Origin of the sequence: Pedobacter sp. HMWF019, from assembly GCF_003061025.1 — a bacterium.
Lineage (GTDB): Bacteria > Bacteroidota > Bacteroidia > Sphingobacteriales > Sphingobacteriaceae > Pedobacter.
On record NZ_QAIL01000166.1, the window covers coordinates 1 to 24,119 of the forward strand.

Annotated in this window: 21 protein-coding genes and 1 riboswitch; of the genes, 10 read left to right on the top strand and 11 right to left on the bottom strand. The window is 42.3% G+C overall.

The features are described 5' to 3' along the window. The first annotated feature begins 46 nt into the window (after positions 1-46). From rplM to tsf, 4 genes are all read left to right on the top strand, one after another. Positions 47-490 (top strand): 50S ribosomal protein L13, encoded by a 444-nt coding sequence (rplM, locus tag DBR11_RS10740; RefSeq protein ID WP_108552448.1) that lies wholly within the window; start codon positions 47-49, stop codon positions 488-490. 16 nt (positions 491-506) lie between these two features. Then, a complete protein-coding gene (gene rpsI / locus DBR11_RS10745; protein WP_108552450.1) occupies positions 507-893 on the top strand; it encodes a 30S ribosomal protein S9 in 387 nt (128 codons plus the stop codon). Between the two features lie 18 nt (positions 894-911). Continuing rightward, positions 912-1,733: a 30S ribosomal protein S2 gene (rpsB, locus tag DBR11_RS10750; protein WP_108552452.1), complete on the top strand. Its 822-nt coding sequence runs from the start codon at positions 912-914 to the stop codon at positions 1,731-1,733. A 102-nt stretch (positions 1,734-1,835) separates the two neighbouring features. Then, positions 1,836-2,672, top strand: a complete 837-nt coding sequence (gene tsf / locus DBR11_RS10755; protein ID WP_108552454.1) for a translation elongation factor Ts — start codon at positions 1,836-1,838, stop codon at positions 2,670-2,672. Positions 2,673-2,732: 60 nt separating this feature from the next. On the opposite strand, the gene DBR11_RS10760 is transcribed toward tsf, so the two are convergent. Together DBR11_RS10760 and DBR11_RS10765 are read right to left on the bottom strand one after the other, a co-directional pair. Continuing rightward, positions 2,733-4,016: a pitrilysin family protein gene (locus DBR11_RS10760; RefSeq protein WP_108552456.1), complete on the bottom strand. Its 1,284-nt coding sequence runs from the start codon at positions 4,014-4,016 to the stop codon at positions 2,733-2,735. A gap of 4 nt (positions 4,017-4,020) precedes the next feature. Beyond that, positions 4,021-5,388, bottom strand: a complete 1,368-nt coding sequence (locus DBR11_RS10765; RefSeq protein WP_108552458.1) for a pitrilysin family protein — start codon at positions 5,386-5,388, stop codon at positions 4,021-4,023. A gap of 164 nt (positions 5,389-5,552) precedes the next feature. Between DBR11_RS10765 and nagA the strand changes: the two genes are divergently transcribed. The 4 genes from nagA (at position 5,553) to DBR11_RS10785 (ending at position 9,882) form a co-directional block, all read left to right on the top strand. Further along, positions 5,553-6,671, top strand: a complete 1,119-nt coding sequence (nagA, locus tag DBR11_RS10770) for an N-acetylglucosamine-6-phosphate deacetylase (protein WP_108552460.1) — start codon at positions 5,553-5,555, stop codon at positions 6,669-6,671. Between the two features lie 23 nt (positions 6,672-6,694). After that, positions 6,695-7,402 carry a UMP kinase gene (gene pyrH, locus DBR11_RS10775; protein ID WP_108552462.1) on the top strand — a complete coding sequence of 236 codons (708 nt, stop codon included), beginning with the start codon at positions 6,695-6,697 and terminating at the stop codon, positions 7,400-7,402. Between the two features lie 40 nt (positions 7,403-7,442). Continuing rightward, entirely contained in the window at positions 7,443-8,006 is a 564-nt protein-coding gene (frr, locus tag DBR11_RS10780; protein WP_108552464.1) for a ribosome recycling factor, read from the top strand. 124 nt (positions 8,007-8,130) lie between these two features. Further along, on the top strand, positions 8,131-9,882 hold the full coding sequence (locus DBR11_RS10785; RefSeq protein WP_108552466.1) for an ABC transporter ATP-binding protein: 1,752 nt from the start codon (positions 8,131-8,133) through the stop codon (positions 9,880-9,882). On the opposite strand, the gene DBR11_RS10790 is transcribed toward DBR11_RS10785, so the two are convergent. The 5 genes from DBR11_RS10790 to pnuC all read right to left on the bottom strand — a co-directional run bounded on the left by DBR11_RS10790 (position 9,879) and on the right by pnuC (position 15,694). Beyond that, positions 9,879-11,168 carry an MFS transporter gene (locus DBR11_RS10790; protein ID WP_108552468.1) on the bottom strand — a complete coding sequence of 430 codons (1,290 nt, stop codon included), beginning with the start codon at positions 11,166-11,168 and terminating at the stop codon, positions 9,879-9,881. The genes DBR11_RS10785 and DBR11_RS10790 overlap by 4 nt on opposite strands. A 69-nt stretch (positions 11,169-11,237) precedes the next feature. Next, entirely contained in the window at positions 11,238-11,870 is a 633-nt protein-coding gene (locus tag DBR11_RS10795) for a thiamine phosphate synthase (protein WP_108552470.1), read from the bottom strand. Between the two features lie 17 nt (positions 11,871-11,887). After that, a complete protein-coding gene (locus tag DBR11_RS10800) occupies positions 11,888-14,347 on the bottom strand; it encodes a TonB-dependent receptor (RefSeq protein ID WP_108552472.1) in 2,460 nt (819 codons plus the stop codon). 58 nt (positions 14,348-14,405) lie between these two features. Beyond that, positions 14,406-14,551, bottom strand: a riboswitch (TPP riboswitch). A gap of 14 nt (positions 14,552-14,565) precedes the next feature. Next, entirely contained in the window at positions 14,566-15,093 is a 528-nt protein-coding gene (locus DBR11_RS10805; RefSeq protein WP_108552474.1) for an AAA family ATPase, read from the bottom strand. Continuing rightward, positions 15,077-15,694, bottom strand: a complete 618-nt coding sequence (gene pnuC / locus DBR11_RS10810) for a nicotinamide riboside transporter PnuC (protein WP_108552476.1) — start codon at positions 15,692-15,694, stop codon at positions 15,077-15,079. The genes DBR11_RS10805 and pnuC overlap by 17 nt, the downstream gene beginning before the upstream one ends. Positions 15,695-15,999: 305 nt before the next feature. On the opposite strand from pnuC, the gene DBR11_RS10815 reads away from it, so the two are divergent. Then, entirely contained in the window at positions 16,000-16,320 is a 321-nt protein-coding gene (locus DBR11_RS10815; RefSeq protein WP_108552478.1) for a carboxypeptidase regulatory-like domain-containing protein, read from the top strand. 147 nt (positions 16,321-16,467) lie between these two features. Beyond that, positions 16,468-19,284 (top strand): carbamoyl-phosphate synthase large subunit, encoded by a 2,817-nt coding sequence (gene carB, locus DBR11_RS10820; RefSeq protein ID WP_108552480.1) that lies wholly within the window; start codon positions 16,468-16,470, stop codon positions 19,282-19,284. Positions 19,285-19,607: 323 nt separating this feature from the next. Here the strand turns inward: carB and radA are convergent, their stop codons facing one another. From radA to DBR11_RS10840, 4 genes are all read right to left on the bottom strand, one after another. After that, a complete protein-coding gene (radA, locus tag DBR11_RS10825) occupies positions 19,608-20,984 on the bottom strand; it encodes a DNA repair protein RadA (RefSeq protein ID WP_108552482.1) in 1,377 nt (458 codons plus the stop codon). 142 nt (positions 20,985-21,126) lie between these two features. After that, on the bottom strand, positions 21,127-22,677 hold the full coding sequence (locus DBR11_RS10830) for an Rne/Rng family ribonuclease (protein ID WP_108552484.1): 1,551 nt from the start codon (positions 22,675-22,677) through the stop codon (positions 21,127-21,129). Positions 22,678-22,939: 262 nt separating this feature from the next. Beyond that, positions 22,940-23,803: a M48 family metallopeptidase gene (locus tag DBR11_RS10835; RefSeq protein ID WP_108552486.1), complete on the bottom strand. Its 864-nt coding sequence runs from the start codon at positions 23,801-23,803 to the stop codon at positions 22,940-22,942. A gap of 4 nt (positions 23,804-23,807) precedes the next feature. Continuing rightward, positions 23,808-24,110 (bottom strand): HU family DNA-binding protein, encoded by a 303-nt coding sequence (locus tag DBR11_RS10840; RefSeq protein WP_108552488.1) that lies wholly within the window; start codon positions 24,108-24,110, stop codon positions 23,808-23,810. Between the last annotated feature and the right edge of the window lie 9 nt (positions 24,111-24,119).

The following is a 24,119-nucleotide window of genomic DNA, read 5'->3' on the forward strand; positions in this document are numbered from 1 at the left end:
ATTTTAGGGGGCAATAAATAATTATTAACAAATTAAATACAAGCAAGTGAATACGTTAAGTTACAAAACTGTCTCGGCCAATGCAAAAACTGTTAACAAACAGTGGGTTGTTGTTGATGCGGAAGGCGAGATTTTGGGGCGCTTGTCATCGAAGATCGCAATGATCATCCGTGGTAAAAACAAGCCTGAGTACACCCCACACGTAGATTGCGGAGATAACGTTATCGTTATTAATGCAGACAAGGTAAAATTGACCGGAAACAAATTCAGTGAGAAAGAATACATTTCTTACACTGGTTATCCAGGTGGTCAACGTTTCATCTCTCCTAAAGAGTTAATGGCGAAACACCCTACACGTGTTATCGAGAAAGCCGTTCGTGGTATGTTACCTAAAACAAAATTGGGTGCTAAATTGTACACCAACCTTTTTGTTTATGCAGGTTCTGAGCATCCTCACCAGGCACAATCACCAAAAACCATTACACTTTAATTAAAGGAAGAAAGAAATGTCAGTTACTAATACTTCAGGAAGAAGAAAAACTGCTGTTGCACGTATCTATTTAAAAGAAGGCAACGGCACTATTACCGTAAATGGTAAAGATCACAAAGTATATTTCCCAACATTACCTTTGCAATATATCGTTAACCAATCTTTAGAAGTTTCTGAAACAGTTGGTCAGTATGATATTACTGTAAATGTAGCGGGTGGAGGTGTTAAAGGCCAGGCAGAGGCTGTTCGTTTAGCTATTGCTAAAGCTATTGTTGAATTAGATGCTGAGAAAAAACCAGCATTACGCGCTAAAGGGTTAATGACCCGTGATATGCGTATGGTTGAGCGTAAGAAACCAGGACGTAAGAAAGCACGTAAGAAATTCCAATTCAGTAAACGTTAATCGTAAGGAGACAACACAATGGCAAGAACAACATATCAAGACTTATTGGATGCAGGTGTACACTTTGGTCACCTTACCCGTAAATGGAACCCAAAAATGGCGCCTTACATTTTCATGGAGCGCAATGGTATCCACATTATAGATTTAAATAAAACTTTAACTAAAACTGAAGAAGCTGCTTCTGCGATTAAACAAATCGTAAAATCAGGTCGTAAGATCTTATTTGTAGCGACTAAGAAACAAGCTAAAGAAATCGTTGCTGAGCAAGCAAAAAAAGTAAACATGCCTTTCGTAACTGAGCGTTGGTTAGGTGGTATGTTAACTAACTTTGCTACCGTACGCAAGTCTATCAAAAAGATGTCTAACATCGATAAAATGACTAAAGACGGTACTTATTCGATCCTTTCTAAGAAAGAGCGTTTAATGATTCAGCGTGAGCGTATCAAATTGGAAAGCTTATTAGGTGGTATCGCGGATCTTAACCGTTTACCAGCTGCTATCTTTTTAATTGACGTTAAAAAAGAGCATATCGCTGTGAGCGAAGCGTTGAAATTAAACATTCCAACATTTGCAATGGTGGATACGAACTCTGATCCTTCGAACATCGATTTCCCTATCCCGGCGAATGATGATGCAACTAAATCGATCTCTTTAATCACTGATGTAATCATCAAAGCGATTGAAGAAGGTTTAGACGAGCGCAAGCGTGAGAAAGATGATGAAGCTGAAAAAGAAGCTGTAGCTGCTAAAGCTGCTGCTGATGCTCCTGAAACTGCTGCACCTGGCGAGAGAAGAAAAAAAGTGAGTGCTGAGTCTGAAGAAGGAACCAGCGAAGCGTAGATAATATAATTTTGGGTTGTATGTTGTGCGTTGCGGGTTTTACTTACAACAATCAATATACAACCCTTATTTTTTTAAATAAAACTTAAAAAGGAAACAAAAATGTCAGTACAAATTACTGCTGCAGATGTAAACAAATTACGCCAACAAACCGGTGCCGGTATGATGGATTGCAAAAAAGCATTAACAGAAGCAAACGGCGATTTTGAAGCAGCCGTTGATTACTTACGTAAAAAAGGTGCTAAGGTAGCAGCCAGCCGTCAGGATCGTGATTCTAACGAAGGTGTTGTTATCGCTAAAGCTACAGCAGACGGTAAACGTGGTGTTGTTGTAGAATTGAACTGCGAAACTGACTTCGTAGCTAAAAATGCTGATTTCGTTGCTTTGGGTAACAAATTTGCTGATTTGGCTATTGAGAAAAACCCAGCTTCTTTAGAGGAATTATTAGCTCTTGAAGTAGATGGTCAGAAAGTTTCAGATATCATTGTAGAGAACACTGGTAAAATCGGTGAGAAAATTGGTATCTCTAAATTCGAAACTGTTACAGGTGAAAAAGTTGTTCCTTATATCCACGGTAACTACCGTTTAGGTGTATTGGTTGCTTTAAACCAAAATGTTGATGGTGTTGAAGAAGCAGGTAAAGATGTAGCGATGCAAATTGCTGCAATGAACCCGGTTGCTTTAGATAAAGCAGACGTAGATTCAACTACTATTGAGCGCGAAACTGAAATTGCTAAAGAGCAAATCCGTGCTGAAGGTAAACCAGAAGAAATGGTTGAAAAAATTGCTGCTGGTAAATTGAACAAATTCTACAAAGACAGTACTTTATTGAACCAGGAATTTGTTAAAGATTCTTCTAAAGATGTTCGTAAATTCTTAAACGATACTTCAAAAGATCTAACTGTTACTTCATTCAAACGTGTACAATTAGGTTCTTAATTTGAATCAGCTATAAAAAAAGAGGGTATCCAATAGGATGCCCTCTTTTTTTATAGCTGATTATTGAAAGGCGGCTTTTCCAGCCGGTTCATCTCCAAGGTAAATCCATATGGCACCTTTGAGGTATTTGTTAACGGCATTTAGCATATCCTGACAGCTCACCTTATTGATGCTGGCAATTTTATTTTCTTCTATCCTATAATCGCCAAATATCTCGGCCTTACCCAGGTCTTCCACGATGGCGCTGGAGCTTTCCTGATGTCTGTAATAGGTTCGTTTATGGTTTTTCTTGATGTCGTCCAGTAAAGATTGGCTGAAGAGATTGGAACGCATGCTTTTATAAACGTTTACTATAGCCTGATAAGCTTTAACGGGTTGGGTGGTGCTCACATACATGGACATATATGGGATTTGCAGTGACTTTATCGTTGCGCCAGGGGAATAAGATAAACTTTGTTTTGTCCGCAATTCATAAAAAAGATGGCTGCTTAACGCGTTAATCGATAGCATAAAGGGTAGATAGTCAGGGTTGTTCATTGGCGGAGCATTCATCACGCAACTCATATAGTTAGTAGCCAGGTCTCTTTGTTCAGTCAGTAGTTTTTCGCCCTCCATTAATTTTTGATCATAGACCGGTAGTGTATAGGGGGCTTCAGGAATTGAAGAAAGGGAAGCCAGAATTTTCTTCTCGAGCTCTTCTTTGGTGATTTTCCCTGCGACGACGAGGAACATTCTGTTTTTGTTTAAAAGGGTCTGGTAATAATAATCCTTGACTTGTTTAATTCTAAAGTTAGTGACGATCTCTTCCGTTCCGGTTGGATCTGTACTGTAGGGACTATCCTGGAAAATGGCACTCATAGACAATTTCTCTATCCGGCTTTCCGGGTCGGCGTTCTGGCTGTGTATACGGGCAATCGTTTTTTCTTTGGACGATTGAAACTCTGGTTGCTCGAAAGCCGGGTTTACCACTGCATCTGCAAAGAAGTTCCAGCCCTTGTCGAGGTATTTGGAAATGCAGTCCAAGGTTATTGTTCCATAATCTGTTCCCGATGAACCCTGGATTTCAATGCCAAATTCATCATTGAGTTCTTTGTAATCTGCAGCACTATAGTTTTTTGATCCACCGGTAGCAGCTGTAGTGAGTGCCATGTTCTCTATTCCGGCTTGCTCAGGAGCATAATTCATAACACCTCCCCGATAGAACATGCGAATGCTCACAGTTTCTTTTTCGGTGGGTCTGAGAATAACCTTCAGGCCATTTACAGTAAAATCAATGGCTTTATGTTGTGCTTTTAAGGGTAGCAGAAATACAAGGAAGATGGGCGCTAATATAAAACGTTTCATGAGGTTAGTTGCTTGGTTTAAAGAATTGCTGAGGATTGATGGCGGTGATCATGGCTTTATTGAGCATCAGGCCGGCACAGTAGGGTTTCCCTTTGATGTATTTTCTTACATAATCCAGCAGATCTTTTCGGGTTACCTTATTTAGGTTCTCTTCGTAATTGGTATAATAATCAATAGAAGCTGAAGCCCACCAGAAAGAAAGTAAGTGCGCATAATCAGAAGTAACTTCGCTTCGTTTGACTTGTTCTATGGAGAGCAAACGTTTGGCACGCTCTATCTGGACATCAGAAAGGTAGGTCTCTTCGTCCCAAAGAGAGATTTGTTTTAAAACTTCTTCATAACAGGCTTTGAGCTGAGCTGGATTGGGATTGACCATCAGACTGATGGGGCCGGTATATTTCTGGGTATAATAATTTACATCGGCCTCAAGAGCGAGGCCGGAATCTATTAGTGCTTTTTTGAGCTTAGATCCGTTTTGGTTCACAATGAAAGAGAAAACATCTGCAGCATAAGTTGCAGTCAAATCGTTTCGGGTATCGGGGCCATGCCAGCTGATGAGCAAAAAGGGCATAGGCGTTTTTTCAGACTCCACAATATAGTAGTCCTGTTTTTCCAGCGGTTTGAATTCTGGGATAGGCCATTTTTTGAAGGGGTCGTAATCCGGTGCTTTCCAGTTTCCAAATACGCTTTCGGCATAAGATAGAGCGTCTTCGGTCTGGACATCTCCAGCAATAATCAATACAGAATTGTCAGGGCGGTAATATTTATTCTTAATGGAGTCCATTTTCTCCGGTGTAGCAGATAAAATTACTTCATGATTGCCAATAACATTTTTCCTGGAGTAATTTGCGCCCCACATATGTCTGGAGTTTGCTTCCATAAGTGGGTAAATCGGACTGGATTCATGGCGTGTGAATTCGGCGTTTACGACTTCATTTTCTTTTTTCATCTCTTCTTTCCTGAATTTGGGAAAGCGAATGGCTGAATTCATGAACTTTAGGCCGGGCTTTAAATTCTCGGAAGGGAGTGTGAAATAATAATTGACCACCTCCTCTTTCGTTGTTGCATTTGAAGAGATTTCCAGTTCATTGCTTTTTCTGACAAAACTATCATTGTCAGGATAGTCCTTGTTGGTGGAAAAAAATAGGTGTTCATAAAGATGACTCAGTCCATTGAATTCATTAGTCTCCGTAAATGAGCCATTTCTGCAGGCAAATTCAATGGTTACCAGAGGAACAGTGTGATCTGTGACGACGATAATTTCAAGACCATTGGATAACTTTTTTAAATGAGTGTTTTCTTTAACAGATTGTTGTGCAAAAGAAATAAAGGGACAAACCAATAGGGCGGTAATTAAAAACCTGGAGCGCATATGTTGAAATTTTAGCTAAACTTAAGGCTTAAATTTAATTTTATTTAGAGACATAAAAAACTTTTTGTGTTAAGCTTGAGTACAGGTCTGCGATTTATATGTAGTTTTATGCTTATGTACATTCTGGTCCTCCATGGAGGATATAAAGGTTAATTTATCTGTTTATGATCATCATAAAAAACTGTAAATTTTTTGAAGAAGGAAAGCTTCTTCAACAGCAACAGGTTGCCATTGAAAATGGTTTTATCACGAAATTAGGTGCAGAAGTTCCGGCAGCCGGGATAGTCATCGATGCAAAAGGCAATTACCTGGCACCTGGTTTTATTGAACTGCAGATTTACGGTAGCGGGGGTAATTTGTTCTCGGCCTATCCAACGGCTGATACGCTGCGGCAGATGGATCTGGATCTGGCAAGTAAAGGTACAACAAGTTTTATGGCTTGTGTGGCAACCAATAGTATGGAGGTTGTGTATCAGTGTATCGAAGCGGCTAAAGTCTATAGGCACGAAGCTAAGGGCTTTCTTGGCGTGCATTTGGAGGGACCTTATTTGAACCCAAAGAGATTGGGGGCGCATGTTCCTGAATATGTTCGCAAAGCTTCGATGGATGAGGTGAAAAGATTGATGGAGCATGCGGACGGGACTGTGAAGATCATGACGATTGCTGCGGAGCTGCAGGATGACGATGTGATCCGGTATCTATTGGACCAGGACGTCATCTTATCTCTGGGACATAGTGATGCGACTTTCGAACAAGCTACAGCTGCTTATAATAAAGGGGTAACCACCACCACCCATTTGTTCAATGCGATGCCTTCTATCCACCACCGGTCTCCAAATCTGCCGGTTGCAGTATTTAATCATCCTACAGCTATGGCCAGTATTATTGCCGATGGAAACCATGTGGATTTTGAGGTGATCAAAATGAGCCATCAGTTGATGAAGGAACGTTTGTTCCTGATCACGGATGCGGTAACAGAGTGTCATACCGGGCCTTATCAGCATCAGCGGAGCGGAGATAAATTTATTACACCTAATGGCACACTTTCCGGATCCAGTATTACGATGCTGGATGCGGTAAAAAACTGTGTGGAGTATTGTGGTATTCCATTGGAAGAGGCTTTAAATATGTCTTCACTGCATCCTGCAAAAGTACTTGGGAAATCGGATTTCTTTGGAAAAATAAGTGCCGGATATACGGCTGATCTGTTGCTGCTGGATGATGATTTAAACCTGCAAAAGGTTTTTGTTGGGGGACTTGAACATTTGATCCCCAATAATTAAAACAAATAGCTATTTTTGGACTCATGAAATATAAGAGGATCCTATTAAAATTAAGTGGCGAATCGCTGATGGGCGATAAGCAATACGGAATTGACAATGAGCGCGTTAGGCAATACGCAGAGGATATCAAAGCGGTGCATGCCCAGGGGCTTGAGGTGGCCATCGTGATTGGAGGGGGGAATATCTTCAGAGGATTGAGTGCAGAAAAATCAGGAATGGACCGTGCACAGGCAGATTATATGGGTATGCTGGCTACTGTGATCAACAGTATGGCGCTTCAGGATGCCTTGGAAAAAGTTGGTCTGAAAACCAGGTTGCTTACAGCGATCAAAATGGAACAGATCTGCGAACCATTTATCCGCAGAAGAGCCGTTAGACACCTTGAAAAAGGACGTGTGGTTATTTTCGGTGCAGGTACTGGTAATCCTTATTTTACGACAGATTCTGCTGCTGCTTTGAGGGCAATTGAGATCAAAGCGGATGTGGTTTTAAAAGGTACCCGTGTAGATGGAATCTATACCGCGGATCCGGAAAAAGACCCTACTGCAACACGTTTCGATAAAATTTCTTTTAGAGAGGTTTATGCCAAAGGACTAAATGTAATGGATATGACTGCATTTACACTTTGCGAAGAAAATGAACTTCCAATTATCGTTTTTGATATGAATAAGCCAGGTAATTTTATGAAAATTGCTAAGGGCGAGGAGATAGGAACACTCGTAAAAGGCTGATTTTAGATTTTTTTATATTTTTGCACAAACAACACAAATTATGAATGACCTCATAAAGAAACAATTACAAGACGCCCAGGCTACAATGGACAAAGCTATTGCACATTGCGAGTCTGAGCTGACCAAAATTCGTGCTGGAAAAGCTTCTGCGGGTATGCTGGAAGGAATCATGGTAGATTACTATGGTAACCCGACACCATTGAGCCAGGTGGCCAGTATCAATACGCCGGATGCACGTACTTTACTGATCCAGCCTTGGGAAAAAACATTGTTAACACCTATAGAGCGGGCCATTTTAGAAGCCAATATTGGGATCAACCCTCAAAATGACGGTGTTATTATCCGTTTGGTTGTTCCGCCACTTACAGAAGAACGCAGAAAGGACCTGGTTAAAAAAGTTAAAGAAGAGGCAGAGAGAGGAAAGATTGCTATTCGCAACATTCGTAAAGATGCGAACGAAAAGATCAAAAAACTAAAAGGGGAAGCTGTTTCTGATGATGAAATTAAGACAGGCGAAGGCGAAGTTCAGAAAATAACCGATGCATATATCATTAAAGTAGATAAACATGCTGAGGTTAAAGAGAAAGACATCATGACGGTTTAAAGCCGGCGAATTATAATATTGTTGTAATTAAAAGGGAATATGGTGGAAGCTATATTCCCTTTCTTTATTTTTGAAGCCCAAATAGTTATACCGATTGTGTATTTGAAAACTGTTTGCAAACAAAATGAAATTATTGATTCAGTATCTAAAACGGCACCAATGGGTTGTTGTGCTTGCACTCGTCCTGGCTTCCATTAATATAGGTTTTTCTTTACTTGATCCTTATATCACCGGAAGGATTGTAGACCGGTTTATAGAAAAAAAAGACATCCTTTCCAGAAATGAATTTGTTTGGGGGGTATTGGGCTTGGTTGGATTAAGTATTGGTGCGGCAATGGTATCAAGGATTGCCAAGAACTTCCAGGATTATTTTACCAGTATTATTGTGCAGAAAGTGGGTGCCAGAATGTATGCGGATGGCTTGAAGCATTCCCTTGAACTGCCTTACCAGGTTTTTGAAGACCAGAGAAGTGGAGAAACATTGGGTATTCTACAAAAAGTACGTCTGGATAGCGAGAAGTTTATTACCTCTTTTATCAGTATCCTGTTTGTGAGTTTAATCGGAATGGTCTTTGTTATTGTTTACTCTGTTGCGGTGAGCTATAAAGTGACCCTGATTTATTTTTCTGCTATTCCGATCATCAGTTTTGTGAGTTGGTTCCTGAGCCGGAAAATAAAAACGATACAGAAGACCATCGTTGCAGAAACGACTGCGCTTGCAGGTTCTACAACTGAATCTTTGAGGAATATAGAACTGGTAAAAAGTTTAGGTTTGGCCAAACAGGAAATAGAAAGGCTGAACAAGACAACCTATAAGATCCTGGGGCTGGAGCTCAAGAAAGTGAAGTTTGTAAGGAGTATGAGTTTTGTGCAGGGCACAACGGTTAACCTGGTACGGAGTACAATGGTGGTAGTCTTGTTGATCCTGATCTTTGAGAACACCATTTCACCGGGGCAATATTTCTCTTTCTTATTCTATTCCTTTTTCCTTTTTGGACCGCTTCAGGAGCTGGGCAATGTAATCCTGTCCTGGAGAGAGGCTGAAGTGTCACTGGGTAACTTCAAAAGGATATTAAGTACACCAATAGATGTGAAACCGGAAAATCCGGTGAAACTGGATAAGATTACCAGACTTTCTTTCGCAAATGTTAATTTTAAACACCTGACCGGTAGGGCGAATGCCTTGAACAATATTAGTTTTAATACCAGGAATGGGGAAACCATTGCCTTTGTTGGGCCTTCTGGTTCAGGAAAAACAACCCTGGTAAAATTATTGGTGGGCTTATATCAGCCTATGGAAGGGGAGGTCTTTTATAATGAGATTTCCGGTAAGGATATTGACCTGGATCAACTGAGGGAAAAGATCGGTTTTGTGACACAGGATACGCAGTTGTTCTCCGGTACGATTCGCGAGAACCTACAGTTTGTGCGTCCGCTGGCTACGGATGAAGAGTGTATGCGGGTATTGCAGCAAGCGGCTTGCCATAACTTGTTGGCCAGGGCTGATAAAGGCCTGGATACCGTAATTGGTGAAGGTGGGGTTAAAGTATCCGGAGGCGAAAAACAACGTCTGTCTATTGCCCGGGCCCTGCTTCGCCAGCCGGATATCCTGGTGTTTGACGAAGCGACTTCTTCTCTGGATTCTTTAACGGAAGAAGAAATTACCGGTACGATCAGGGAGATTTCTGAGCAAACCAGTCATATGACGATCTTGATTGCGCACCGCCTGTCTACGATCCGCCATGCCGACAGGATCTTTGTGCTGGAGAAAGGCCATATTATAGAGCAAGGCAAACATGAAGACCTTTTAGAAGAAAAAGGGCTGTATTTTGCCATGTGGCGCCAGCAGGTAGGTGAACGTGTAGAGCACGTTTAGACCGCCGCAGGCTCTGTTTTACTGCCACTGATGTCGTCGAGCGTTAAGCCCAGCAGGCTCTTGGTTTTGGAGTAGGTAATTCCGGCCACGAGAATGGTCATACAACCTCCAAATACCACTGCGGGCACGGTTCGCATCAGTTTTGCGGTTAAGCCGGATTCAAAGGCACCGATCTCGTTGGAAGAGCCAATGAACATACTGTTTACCGCAGAGACCCGTCCACGCATTTCATCGGGGGTAAGTAATTGCATGATGGTAGAGCGGATCAGTACGCTGACACTGTCAAAGGACCCTTCTGCGAAGAGGAACATCAGGGTCAGGTAGAAGTTCTTGGACAGGCCGTAACAGATGATGCTGGTCCCAAATCCAACTACAGCGATGAGCAGGTTTCTCCAGGGTTTTCTCATTGGGGAGATGCGTGTCATCACGAACATGGTGAGGACGGCTCCTGCAGAGGCTGAGGCCCGCATAAAGCCAAGGCCTTCGGAGCCTACTTTTAAAATATCATTAGCAAAAACCGGAAGCAGGGCGACTGCGCCGCCAAAAAAGACAGAGAAAAGATCCAGGCTCATTGCGCCTAGCATCATTTTGCTTTTAAATACAAATTGTACACCTTCGGTGAGGCTTTTCATGATGCTTTCTTTGGGGATATATCTTGGCGGGTGCTTTTTAAAGAATGCAATACAGCCCAGGGCAATCAGAATAAAGAAAAGAATAACACAATAGGTAACGGTTACGCCGAAGAAGGCATAGATCAGTCCACCAACTGCCGGACCAATGATAGAGGCGGTCATATAGGTTGAACTGTTCCAGGTACTGGAATTCGGATACAATTCTTTAGGTACAATCTGCCCCATAATAGAGAAGGCTGCCGGGTTATAGAAGCCTCTGGCAATACCGATTCCGAAGACCATCAGGTACATAATCGGAACAATGTATTTTACCGGTACATAAGTATGCATTTGCTGCAGGGTAACAATCGTCATGACCAGGGAGCATAGAAATACGCCGATAAAGATCTTCAGCAGCAAACCTCTTTTTTCAGATTTATCGGCTATATATCCACCATATAGGGCTATTCCAATAGAAGGAATAGCTTCACAAAGACCGATCAGTCCAAGGGCGAGAGGATCTTTGGTGAGGTGGTAGATGTGAAAGCCGATGATCACGGCCTGCATCTGATAGGCAAACGTAAAAAAGAAACGCATGCCCATATAAGAGCGGAATTCTTTATAGCGCAGGGCCGCGTAGGGGTCCTGCTTGTCAATAATGGCAGAGTCTTTCAAGAGGAAATATTTTGAACAAATGTAGTTCTCCTGAAATTAAAGAACTATCATTTGTTTATAAAATTTCCGCTACATGATTTTATTGTAGAAGGCTTTATAGGCTTCCTGCAGATCTTCAGCCTGGTTAATGGCGGCTGAAGCAGCAATACCGAAAATGCCGGTCTGCATCAGGGCGTCCACATCTTCTAAGGTTACACCGCCCACAGCGAGGACAGGGAGCTCCAGGTCCAGGTTGTTGAGCACGGCAATGGCTTTTGAATAGCCTTCTACGCCCAATAGTGCAGCGTTGTTGGGTTTGGTAGTCGTGATTTGGAAGGGGCCAAAACCGGCGTAATCGACACCTTCTTTATACAAACGGATCAACCCCTCTATGGTGTTGGAGGAGCCGCCTATGGTGTATTCTTCGCCAAGCTGTTTGCGCAGTTCGATGAAATTAGCCTCCATGTCCTCTATATGAAATCCCTGAATATCGGCTTTGCCTTTCAGGTGGATATGATCTGTGACGATCAGGGTAGCTCCCCAATCGTCACAAATAGTGGCAATTTGTTCAATGTCTTCCAGCAGTTCTTCGTCCTTTTTGGTCAGGCATCTGTATTGTATCCATTTGGCACCGGCCTCACAGGCCAGCTGTGCTTGTTGTACATGGCTTAAAGCTGGGATATCATGGGTAATGAACTGTAGTTTTTCTATATATTTCTTCACGTTGTGGAATGCTGTTGTTAAAACTTCAAATTTAGAGAAAGTAATAGGTTGGTGCCTGCCTGTGGAAAATAAAAATTTTCTGTAGTGGTTTTTCCCTCGTACATGGAGCTGTAGGTATAGCCGTTGCTTTCATATTTTTTATCAAAAATATTGTTCACCAGCAGGCCAAGGTTGATGTTTTTAATGCCAAAAGCCTTAAAATCGTAGCCTGCACGCAGGTTGCTTACAAAATAGCCCTTTAATTTCCTGGATTCATTTTGTGTATTATCCATATACTGTTTGCTAACGTATTTGTTTTGGAACCCAAAGGCCAGACCTGCAATAGGTTTATAGGCCAGTTCTGCAAAGAGAACGGCTGCCGGAGAGAAGGAAATATCGGGAGAGGCGTAATTGGTGGTCACTGTTTTGGTGATGTCTCCGTCGTCATTGTATTCGTACAGGTAATCCAGGTAGTTTTTAATCTTGTTTTTACTGAGGGCAGCATTGGCATTTAATACGAACTGTTTGCTCAGGATATAGGAAGCGTCGAGTTCAACGCCCAGTCTGTAGCTTTTGGACACATTCTGGCGCAGCGCTTCTCCTACGTCATTCAGTGCACCGGTGAGCACCAGCTGGTCTTTATAGAACATTCCATACACATTCAGACCGGCATTGAAGCGTTCTGTTTTAATCCGGTAACCCGCTTCCACATCATATAAACGCTCTGGTTTTGGAAAGGCATCTGCAGGCGCATTTACATAGTCGTCCCGGTTGGGTTCTTTGTTGGCTACGCTGAAGGAAGCATAGACATTGCTTTTCGTATCAATAAAATATGTAGCACCAAGTTTTGGATTAAAGAAGTTCAGCTGGTCTTTGATGTCAAGTGCATTCAGGTTTTTTTCTGTACCCAGAATCTTGTAGTCCAGCCTGCGGAACTGCAGGTCGGCAAAAAGGCTTAGTTTTTCTATTGGGCTGTAAACCGCCTTACCATAAACATTAAAATCAGTTTTGTTTCCAGTGTTGTCGTAATAGTGGTCGCCGTATTTGCCGTTGGAAGCGTACTGTGCCCAGATGATTTCTCCGAAGTGCTTTCCATCGTATTTGTTATAAGCTCCACCAAGGGTAAAGTTTAAATTGGATTGCGGATGGTAGTTGAAATTATAAGTAAGCCCGTAGAAATTATTGTCTAGCCATCTCCGGCGGATCAAGTCGGTAGTGGTCTGTGGCTTTCCATCAACATTAAGATCGGCTAAGCCATAGTTTTTAAATTTCTGATCTGTTTTATATTCTTCATAGTAGCCCTTGCCGTCGGTGTAGTGCAAGGCGCCGTTAAAAGAGAACTGGTCATTAAACTGCCGTGCATATAGCAATTGGTAGTGGCTTTGCCAGTAGTTATCGGTTTGGTCTTTATAGGTAAAGGAGTTATAAGTCCGGTTGCCTGAGTTCAGCAGGTTGGCCGCATCTGCATCGCTGAGCCAGTTCCTGGCAATATAGGCTTTCATGCCCTCCACGTCGCCGTTCAGTCTGGATTCAGGAACGCCGTTCCAGGCTTGGTAGGTCTTTTCAGATCCGGAGAAAACATTTAAACGGAGCAGGTCCTTTTTGCCCTGGTAAGCGCCAGAAAGAAAATAGGATTTTAAAGTAGAGGCTGCTCGGTCAATAAAGCCATCAGAACTGATCCTGGACAATCGGCCATCGAAGCTGAATTTATTGTCGATCAGACCTGTTCCTACTTTAACGGTGTTTTTTAGGGTATTGAACGAGCCGTATGTATTGTTTAATTCGGCGTAAGGCTGTGCAGAGGGGGCTGAAGTCTGTACATTTAAACTTCCTCCGAAAGCCCCGGCTCCATTGGTAGAGGTACCTACACCACGCTGAATCTGGATGTTCTCTACCGAAGAAGCGAAATCGGGCATGTTTACCCAAAATGTGCCCTGGCTCTCACTGTCATTGTAGGGGATGCCATTCAGGGTAACATTGACCCTGGTGGCATCACTGCCCCTGATCCGTATGCCTGTATAACCTACACCGGCACCGGCATCCGAAGTGACCACTACGCCGGGTGTATTGTTGAGGATAAAGGGAAGATCCTGACCAAAGTTGTTTTCTTTGATGTATTCCTTGCTGATGTTTTTATAGGTTGTGGCCGATTTTTCATTGGCACGGGTTGCGCTTACAATCACTTCATCGGCAAGATATGCGGCTGGTGTGAGTGTAAAATCTGCAGTGAGATCGGAGCCCAGGTTAATGCTGCGTTCTGTGCTGTTGTAGCCAATAAAGCTGACGATCAGGGTATATTTTCCTGGTTTTAGGTTCTGGATCTGGTAAGCACCCTCCAGATTGGTGGTTGCGCCAAGGCTTTGACCCTTTAACCGGATGCTTGCGCCTGGAAGGGCCTGTTTGCCCGATTCTGATACTCTTCCTGAAATAGAGAATTGTGCCTTTGCAAATACAGGGAACAGCAGTACAGCAATGGCTGCGATCAGTAATTTTTTCAATTTTTTTTATTCCTTTTTAGTTAAACCTTCTATGAGCAGGGGTACCCACAGTTTAGTTAAACTCCATAACTCCAATCCCTACGCCGGCATTATCCGGATCAGGTGCATACATCTCAACGTTTTTGGTTGTTTGCAGATGTAATGGGTATGATCTCAGCCCGTTTTTGTGTTTTTTACAAAACAAGGCACCCCCTTTTGATAAGGCAAAGGTATTGAATTTATTTTAAAAGGAAGTGATCAACCGCTTTCAATGCATTTTTGAAGCGATCTTCTACCCCGCTGATGACAGTATAGTTGGCATTCAGGGCCTGCAGCTCTTTGTGCCAGATGCGCATAAAGTGTTCGCGGAGATGCGGAAAATCTCTCAATGGGTCTTCCTGCCAGGGCAGGTCAATGTCCATGAGCAGGTACAGATCATAGGGACGCTGTGGTAGTGCGTCTAATACAATCTGTGGTGTTTCTCCCATCATTTCATCGCTCCAGATCTTAACCGTGAGAAAAGTGGTGTCGCAGAAAATGAAATCTTTTTCGGCAGTGGCCAGAACAGATTCTTCCAAAGCTACCTGACCGTGGAACATATTGATTTCGTCCTGAAGTGTACAGGGTTCCGTTAATGCGGCGCAATAGTAGCGGGCATATTCTGCAACCCAGGCGGTTTGATAATGTCTGGCCAGTTGTTGGGTGATGGTCGATTTTCCAGTGCTTTCCGGACCGACAATAGCGATTTTTTTAATTGATTTGCTCACGGTAGGTTTTCCTCCAGTCTAAATAGCCAATAATGGCCAGGATAATTAATACAAAGTAGAGAATTGCTGTAAGAGAGAGGTGTTTATGAATGTATAGGGGTACATAACAAATATCCACAACAATCCACAGGATCCAGTTTTGCAGGATTTTCCTGGTCATGAGTAATTGTGCGACGAAACTCATTGCTGTACAGAAGCCGTCAATGTAAGGAACATCGGTATCGGTGTATTTGCTTAGAAAAAGGCCTAATAGTACGGTCAGGATAAGAATTCCTCCAATTATATAGAACCATTGTTTCCCGCTGATGCGTTCTATAGGTTTCTCTTTGGCTGTTTTCTTCTTGAGCCAATAGTACCAGCCATAAAAAGCGGTGGAAAGAAAATAGAATTGCAAAACCGTATCGCCGTAAAGTTTGCTTTCATAAAAAACAATGCTGTAGGCCAGTACACTAATAATAGAAACCGGCCAGTTCCAGATGTTCTCTTTTGCGGCAAGGTAAATGCAGATAAATCCACTGATGGTTCCCACCCATTCCAGCAGGCTGGTTTGCTGAAACTGACTGATCAGAGATTGAAGAAAGGGAATGTCTAAAAGAAGCATGGGCCAAATGTAGCTAACCCAGGCCGTAAAAAAAATCCGGCAGGGAATCCTTCCCGGCCGGATAATAAACCAAACAAACTATTTATGAAGAATACCCTCCGTGCAATATATTGCTGAGGATGTTTTTGTGCTGTTTTTGCAAACAACTACATGGAAAACGGCAATTGTTAAGGTCTAGTACCCAGATTTTACTGCCGGGTTATTTCATGACGCTTTGATGACTTCTTACTCCCGGACTAAAACAATTTTTGTTTTTATTTGCTATATGGAGTGTAATGTTCATCTTTAGCTTAAATACTTGCACCATGAAGTCTATAAAAATTGTAACACCTGCAGCTTTGATCCTGATTAGCCTGTTGTTTTCTTTTACGCTGATCAGAAAAGGTGGTGTACAGGGAAAAATCAGCCCTGCAGAAGGGATACAACAGGTGCTCCTTATTCTGGGAACAGATACCTTAAAGATCCAGCCTCAGGCCGGAAATTTCAAGGTTGACAATATAAAGGCCGGTACATATAAATTGCTGGTGAAAACCCAAATGCCCTATAAAGATTTTACCATTGCCGAGGTGCCTGTGATAGACAGCGCAACAACCGATGTAGGGCAGATTAAGCTGCTGCAATATTAAGCTGCAGCAGCCTTGTTTTGGCTTGTAGCTTTTTTTGAAAAAACCTATACATTATAGGACCTAAAGCTGTATCTTTGCATCCCGACAGAACAGTCGGGATCTTTCTTGTAGCATAGAAAATCTCGAGCGCAAAATTTTAAAGCCAATATGCCAAGAGACACCTCCATACGTTCAGTATTGATTATCGGATCCGGACCAATTATTATTGGCCAAGCCTGTGAATTTGATTATTCAGGATCCCAAGCAGCCCTTTCATTAAAAGAAGAAGGAATTGAAGTTTCAATCATCAACTCCAATCCGGCTACGATTATGACCGATAAGGTTATTGCAGACCATGTTTACCTGCGACCGTTAACAGTAGATTCTATAGAAGAGATTCTGATAGAGCAAAAGATCGATGCTGTATTGCCAACCATGGGAGGGCAAACTGCACTGAACCTTTGTAAAGAAGCTGAAGAACGTGGAGTCTGGGAAAAACATGGCGTTAAAGTTATAGGGGTTGATGTAGCCGCTATAGAAAAAACAGAAAACAGAGAAGCCTTCAGACAGCTTATGGTGGATATAGGCGTTGGCGTTGCTCCCTCAAAAATTGCCAATTCCTTTCTGGAAGGTAAAGAAGCCGCACAAGAGATCGGTTATCCATTGGTTATCCGTCCGTCCTATACTTTAGGTGGATCGGGTGGCGGTTTCGTACATAAAAAAGAAGAATTCGATGCTGCATTGAAACGTGGTTTAGAAGCTTCGCCAACACATGAAGTACTGGTTGAACAGGCTGTTTTGGGTTGGAAAGAGTATGAGTTGGAACTGCTTAGGGATAGCAATGACAATGTGATCATCATTTGTTCGATTGAAAACTTCGATCCAATGGGAATCCATACGGGAGATTCTATTACTGTTGCACCGGCAATGACTTTGTCTGACCGTTGTTATCAGGATATGCGTAATCAGGCCATCAAAATGATGCGCGCCATCGGTAATTTTGCCGGAGGTTGTAATGTTCAGTTCTCGGTAAACCCCGATAATGATCAGATCATTGCTATTGAGATCAACCCAAGGGTATCCCGTTCATCTGCACTGGCAAGTAAAGCGACTGGTTATCCGATTGCAAAAATAGCCTCTAAACTGGCTATAGGTTATAACCTGGATGAAATTGAGAACCAGATTACTAAAACCACTTCCGCTTATTTTGAGCCTACTTTAGACTATGTGATTGTTAAGATCCCACGCTGGAACTTTGATAAATTCAAAGGGGCTAATATGGAGCTTGGATTGCAGATGAAATCTGTAGGTGAGGTGATGGGCATTGGCCGTAGTTTTATCGAGGCCCTGCAAAAAGCTTGTCAGAGTTTAGAAATTGGCAGAGCAGGACTAGGTGCAGATGGTAAACACAACCGTAGTATTGATGAGATCATGTACGGATTGGAACATGCGAGCTGGAACAGGTTGTTCCTGATTAAGGATGCGATGAGTATGGGTGTGCCTTTGGAATCTATCCGTAAAGTAACCCGTATTGATAAATGGTTCCTTGCGCAGATCCAGGACCTGGTACATCTGGAAACAGAATTGAAAAGATATTCTTTGAATAATATACCAAAAGACTTTTTCTTCACCCTGAAACAAAAAGGTTTCTCTGATATTCAGATTGCCTATTTGCTGGGTAATGTAACGGAAGATGAAGTGTATGACCGCAGAACATCGCTGGGCATTAGAAGGGTTTATAAAATGGTAGATACCTGTGCTGCTGAGTTTGCTGCACAGACACCATATTATTACTCTACCTTTGAAGAAGAGAACGAATCTATCTCGTCCGACAGGAAAAAAATCATTGTTCTCGGATCGGGCCCGAACCGTATTGGTCAGGGTATTGAATTCGATTATTCTTGCGTACACGGGCTGCTGGCAGCTAAAGAAAGTGGTTTTGAAGCCATCATGGTGAACTGTAACCCGGAAACGGTTTCTACAGATTTCAACATGGCGGATAAGCTTTACTTTGAGCCGGTATTCTGGGAGCACGTACGTGAAATCATTGAGCTGGAAAAACCAGAAGGTGTAATTGTTCAGCTAGGTGGCCAGACGGCGCTTAAAATGGCAGAGAAACTGCATGAAAAAGGCATTAAGATCATCGGAACTTCTTATAATGACATGGATGTTGCAGAAGACCGTGGCCGTTTCTCTGATCTCTTAAAAGAGCTGGAGATTCCTTATCCTAAATATGGGGTAGCGGAAAATGCAGAGGAAGCGATTGTGGTGGCCAATGAAGTTGGTTATCCTGTACTGGTTCGTCCAAGTTATGTACTGGGTGGCCAGGGTATGAGCATTGTGATCAATGATGAAGATCTGGAGAAAGCGGTTGTTAAACTTTTGGGAGATCTGCCTGGCAACAGGGTACTGATTGACCACTTCCTGGACAGGGCAGAAGAAACGGAATCTGATTCTATCTGTGATGGAGAGGATGTGCATATTGTTGGTTTAATGGAGCATATCGAGCCTGCGGGGATTCACTCTGGTGATTCCAGTGCGGTGCTGCCGCCTTTCAGTTTATCTGATCAGGTAATCGCTGATATGGAAACCTATTCTAAAAAGATCGCAAGAGCTTTAAACGTGATTGGTTTGTTGAATATCCAGTTCGCTGTAAAAGATGGGAAAGTATATGTGATTGAAGCCAATCCAAGGGCTTCCCGTACAGTACCTTTCATTGCGAAGGCTTATGATGTACCTTACATTAACATTGCGGCTAAGATCATGCTGGGTGTGAACAAACTTAAAGACTTTAAGATAGAGCGTAAACTGCAAGGTTACGCGATAAAGGAGCCTGTATTCTCTTATGATAAATTCCCTGAGGTTCCAAAAGAACTGGGTCCGGAGATGAAATCAACAGGAGAGTCTATCCGTTTCATTAAAGATCTGGAAGATCCATATTTCAGAAAGCTCTATAAGGACAAATCTATGTACCTGAGCAAGTAAGAAGAAAAACCTATTATAAAGTCCCGAAAGGGACTTTTTTTATGCTCAGATTTTCTCCGGACATCTAATAAAAAATCCTCGCCATCTTACGATAACGAGGATAATCATCCCTATTGTTACGTTAAAACCCATTACTGGATCAGAACTGTTTTATCTAAGGCAAAGGCTATACCAGAATTAGTGTGCCTTCCACTTTCCTCTCTATACAGCTCCGGGAGGCGTTTATACATCAAAATGGCATTTTGTTTGTGTTTTTTAGCCGTGTAGCTTATTCCCCAATCGGGGAATTTTAAAGTAAAATTTCAGCGCCACAGTCTTCCCGGCTATCCGAACAGTGCGGAAAAAACATCCTCTATTTTACCCACACCCATAATTTCTATTTTATACTTCTCCTGCGAAAGGCCTTTCAGATTATATTTAGAAACAAAGATCCGGTCAAAGCCCAGTTTGTCCGCTTCTGAAATGCGTTGTTCTATTCTGTTCACCGCTCTGATCTCGCCAGATAGCCCAACTTCTGCGGCAAAACAAGTTTTAGAAGAAATAGAAATATCCTCATGGGAAGAAATGATGGCCGCCAATATGGCCAGGTCTATAGCCGGATCTTCTACTTTAATCCCGCCCGCAAGATTTAAGAAAACATCGCGTGTACTGAGGCGGAATCCGCATCTTTTCTCCAGGACAGCCAGTAGCATGTTCATTCTCCTGGTATCAAAGCCAGTTGCAGAGCGCTGGGGCGTTCCGTAAGCTGCAACACTAACCAAGGCCTGGGTTTCGATCAACATTGGCCTGGCGCCTTCTAAAGTAGCGGAAATAGCAATGCCGCTTAATTCTTCATCACGTTGTGACAATAAAATTTCGGAAGGATTGGTCACTTCTCTCAGACCGCTGCTGTTCATCGCGTAAATGCCCATCTCCGCCGCCGCGCCAAATCTGTTCTTGATGGAACGCAATATTCTGTAAATATGATGCCTGTCGCCCTCAAACTGCAAAACCGTATCTACCATATGTTCCAGGATTTTTGGCCCCGCAATAGCCCCGTCCTTGGTAATGTGTCCAATCAGGAAAACCGGAGTGTCGGTTTCCTTGGCAAAACGCAGGAGCTCTGCGGTGCACTCCCTAACCTGCGACACACTTCCTGGAGTAGATTCTATATGAGCAGAGTGTAGGGTCTGTATCGAGTCCACAATCACAATATGGGGCTCCAGCTGTTCTATTTGTTTGAAAATATTCTGGGTAGAGGTTTCCGTGAGGATATAGCAATCTGCTTTTGGCGTTAAAGTGATGCGTTCTGCGCGCATTTTGATTTGCTGTTCACTTTCTTCTCCCGAGATGTATAAAATGCGTTTGTTCTGGATGTTTAAAGCCAGCTGCAGCATGAGCGTGGATTTACCAATTCCGGGCTCACCCCCGATCAGCGTTACAGATCCGGTAACCAGTCCACCTCCAAGCACGCGGTCCAGTTCCTGGTCTCCGGTTAGGATTCTCTTTTCTGTGGAAGATTCTATGTGTTCTACCTTGCTGGGCTTATTGGAACGCTGACTTCCTGAAGAGGTTTTCCAGGCGGGAACATTAGGGGCATTTTTTTCTACCACTTCCTCTACAAAGGTATTCCATTGATTACAGGAAGGGCATTTACCCAGCCATTTTGCAGATTCGTATCCGCAGTTCTGGCAAAAATATGCTGATTTTGTTTTGGCCAATTTTAAAGAATTTTAGAGGACTAATTTACCTTTAATTGTTAAGCATTGCTATTAAAATGCAAATTGGCAGATGGGAACGGACTTAAATAAATAAGCCTGAGATCTTAAAGAAATCAGGCTTATTCAATGCTTTCAATCAGGCTTACAATTTTATTTCCTCGTCTTTTGAGGACAGAAAATGAAACTCTGTCAGGTTGTACGATGGTACAGCCTTAATTTTTATGCGCTGGCCAAATTTGAAGAACCATTTCCACTGCAGGGAGATGAATCCTTTTTTGATGAAGGCCTCAATGTAAGGGTGGACACAAAGGGTAACATTCTTTTCATTCTGCTCCTGCAAAATGTAAGTCAGGTTGTTCTCGATATCGTCCATCAGAACGATACTGGCTTTGATCTCTCCGGTACCATCACAGGTAGGACATTTCTCACTCGTTACAATATTCATTTCCGGTCTTACACGCTGGCGCGTGATCTGTACCAGACCAAATTTACTTGGTGGCAGAATGGTGTGCTTGGCACGGTCCAGCTGCATGAGCTCGCGTAAATAATCGAACAATATTTTACGGTTGGCAGGCTTGTGCATATCGATGAAATCGATGACCACAATACCACCCATATCACGCAACCTGAGCTGACGTGCAATTTCTTTCGCGGCCTCTTTGTTTACCTGGAGGGCATTTTCTTCCTGGTTTTCCTTGCTGGCGGTTCTGTTGCCGCTGTTCACGTCAATAACATGCAGCGCTTCTGTATGTTCTACCACGAGGTAAGCACCACCTGCCAGGTTGACCGTCTTACCAAAGCCATTCTTAATCTGTTTGTCCAGACCAAAATGCTCAAATATCGGTTCCTTCTGCTTATAATGCTTTACAATCTTCTCCATTTCAGGAGAGATCTCATGAACATAAGAGCGAATGTCCTCAAACACACCGTGATCATTTACATAAACATTGGTGAAGTCTGTGCTCAGGATATCGCGGATCAGCGTAGACGTGCGGTCCATTTCTCCCCAAACACGTTTAGAGGGTTCTGCATCGGGTAACTTCTTAATGAAATTTTCCCATTTTGCTACAGAATCCAGGAGGTCTTTTTGTAGTTCTGCAACTCCTTTTCCTTCAGAAACGGTCCTGATGATTACTCCAAAGTTTTTCGGCTTAATACTTTCAATAATCTTCTTCAGACGATTACGTTCCGTATTGCTTTTGATCTTTTTGGATATGGAAATGACATTGGAAAAGGGGACCAATACGATATAGCGACCCGCTATAGAGAGGTCAGAACTTAAGCGTGGACCTTTGGTTGAAATAGGCTCTTTAGCTATTTGAACAGGCACAACCATGTTTTTGGAAACAACTTCAGATATCTTTCCAGCCTTATTAATATCGGCCTCCAGTTTAAAGTTATCTAATAACGTTCCATTAACAGAGCCATTACGCTTAATTTTTGTAAGCTTTATTAAAGATTGTACTTGCGGACCCAGATCAAAATAATGCAGGAACGCATCTTTCTCATAACCCACATCAACGAACGCAGCATTAAGGCCGGGCATAATTTTCTTTATACGGCCTAAATAGATGTCGCCAACAGCATAGTTGTTGTTGATGTGTTCTTTATGAAGTTCTACAAGTTGTTTGTCTTCAATTAAAGCTATGGTTACTCCCGTAGGAGATGAATCGATAATTAATTCTTTTACCAAAAGCTATAGATTTTAAGGTACAATAGTACCTTATTAACACATGGACTCAAATAAAAAACACCATAAACAAGGAAATATACGCCGAATATTCAACGTATATTTCCTTGTTTACAGTTACATTAAGAAAAACTATTTTTTCTTATGTCTGTTTTTTCTTAAACGTTTTTTACGTTTGTGCGTCGCCATTTTATGTCTTTTTCTTTTTTTACCACTCGGCATAATGTTGAAATTTTAATATTTTTATAAATCTGTTTATTAATTCTTATTTACTAAGCTCGGCCACTCTTTTATCAATGAATTTAGATAAAGTTGGATTTGCTGCTAGTTTTTTACTCTTCAAATAGGCCTCAACGGCTTCTTTATTTTTGCCTAAATTCTCGTAAGCCGTAGCCAGGTAGAAATAAGCATCTGGTGAAGGTTTCTGAGCTATAATATCGTTAAAACGAACAATAGCTTTATCAAACTGACCAGACTTGATGGCAAATGTACCTAAGCTCATTTGCGCTTTTAAATTTTTCGGATCTTTTTTAACCACATCCAGCAGCATGGCGATTCCTTTCATAGGCATGCCCATTCCATTGACAATGGTGATTCCTAATCCAGTTTTGGCTTCAGCGCTGGTTGAATCAATGGCCATTGCATTGGTGTAAGCTGTGTTTGCTTTTTGTAACAACGCAGGCTGCATGACGCTGTCCTGGGTGGTATCAAAAGCTTTCATCAGTCTTCCGCCTGCATTGAGCCAGTTGTTCAGGGTTTTTTCTTTACTCGCAACAATCTCCAGATACAGTGCGCTTGGAATAGTTTGTTCAACATCATCCCATTTCTGGGCAAGAAGTTGTGCTGCTTTGATCTGGTCCGCACCGGAGGTACTCTTATAAGTATTCTCCAGTGTGGTGATCTCTGCAGCTAAACTGGCATTAATTACATTCTTACCTGCTGCAGATACGTCCTGTAAATTAATGTTTTGAGCAGCTGTATTGGTGGTCAGCTGACCGGCAGCCGGAGTCCCGGAGGTCTCCTGTTTTGGCTTAACCAGACCTTTAATATCCCGCGTAAACAAGAAAGCAACCAACAGAGCTACTGCTCCAACGATTAATAATTGTTTAGTGCGGATATTGTTTGTCATACGATTAGGCCTCTACGCTGATTTTTTTAGAGTTGTTTTTCACTTTGTCCACAAACACTTTTGCTGGTTTAAAGCTAGGTACAAAATGCTCAGGAATGATGATTGCCGTATTTTTAGATATGTTTCTTGCAGTTTTTTGTGCTCTCTTTTTTACAACAAAACTTCCAAAACCTCTTACATATACATTCTCTCCGCCAATCATGCTGTTCTTGATCACTTTGAAAAATGCTTCTACGGTTTCTTGCACATCTACCTTTTCAATTCCTGTCTTTGTTGATATCTCTGAAATAATATCTGCCTTAGTCATATTTTCTAT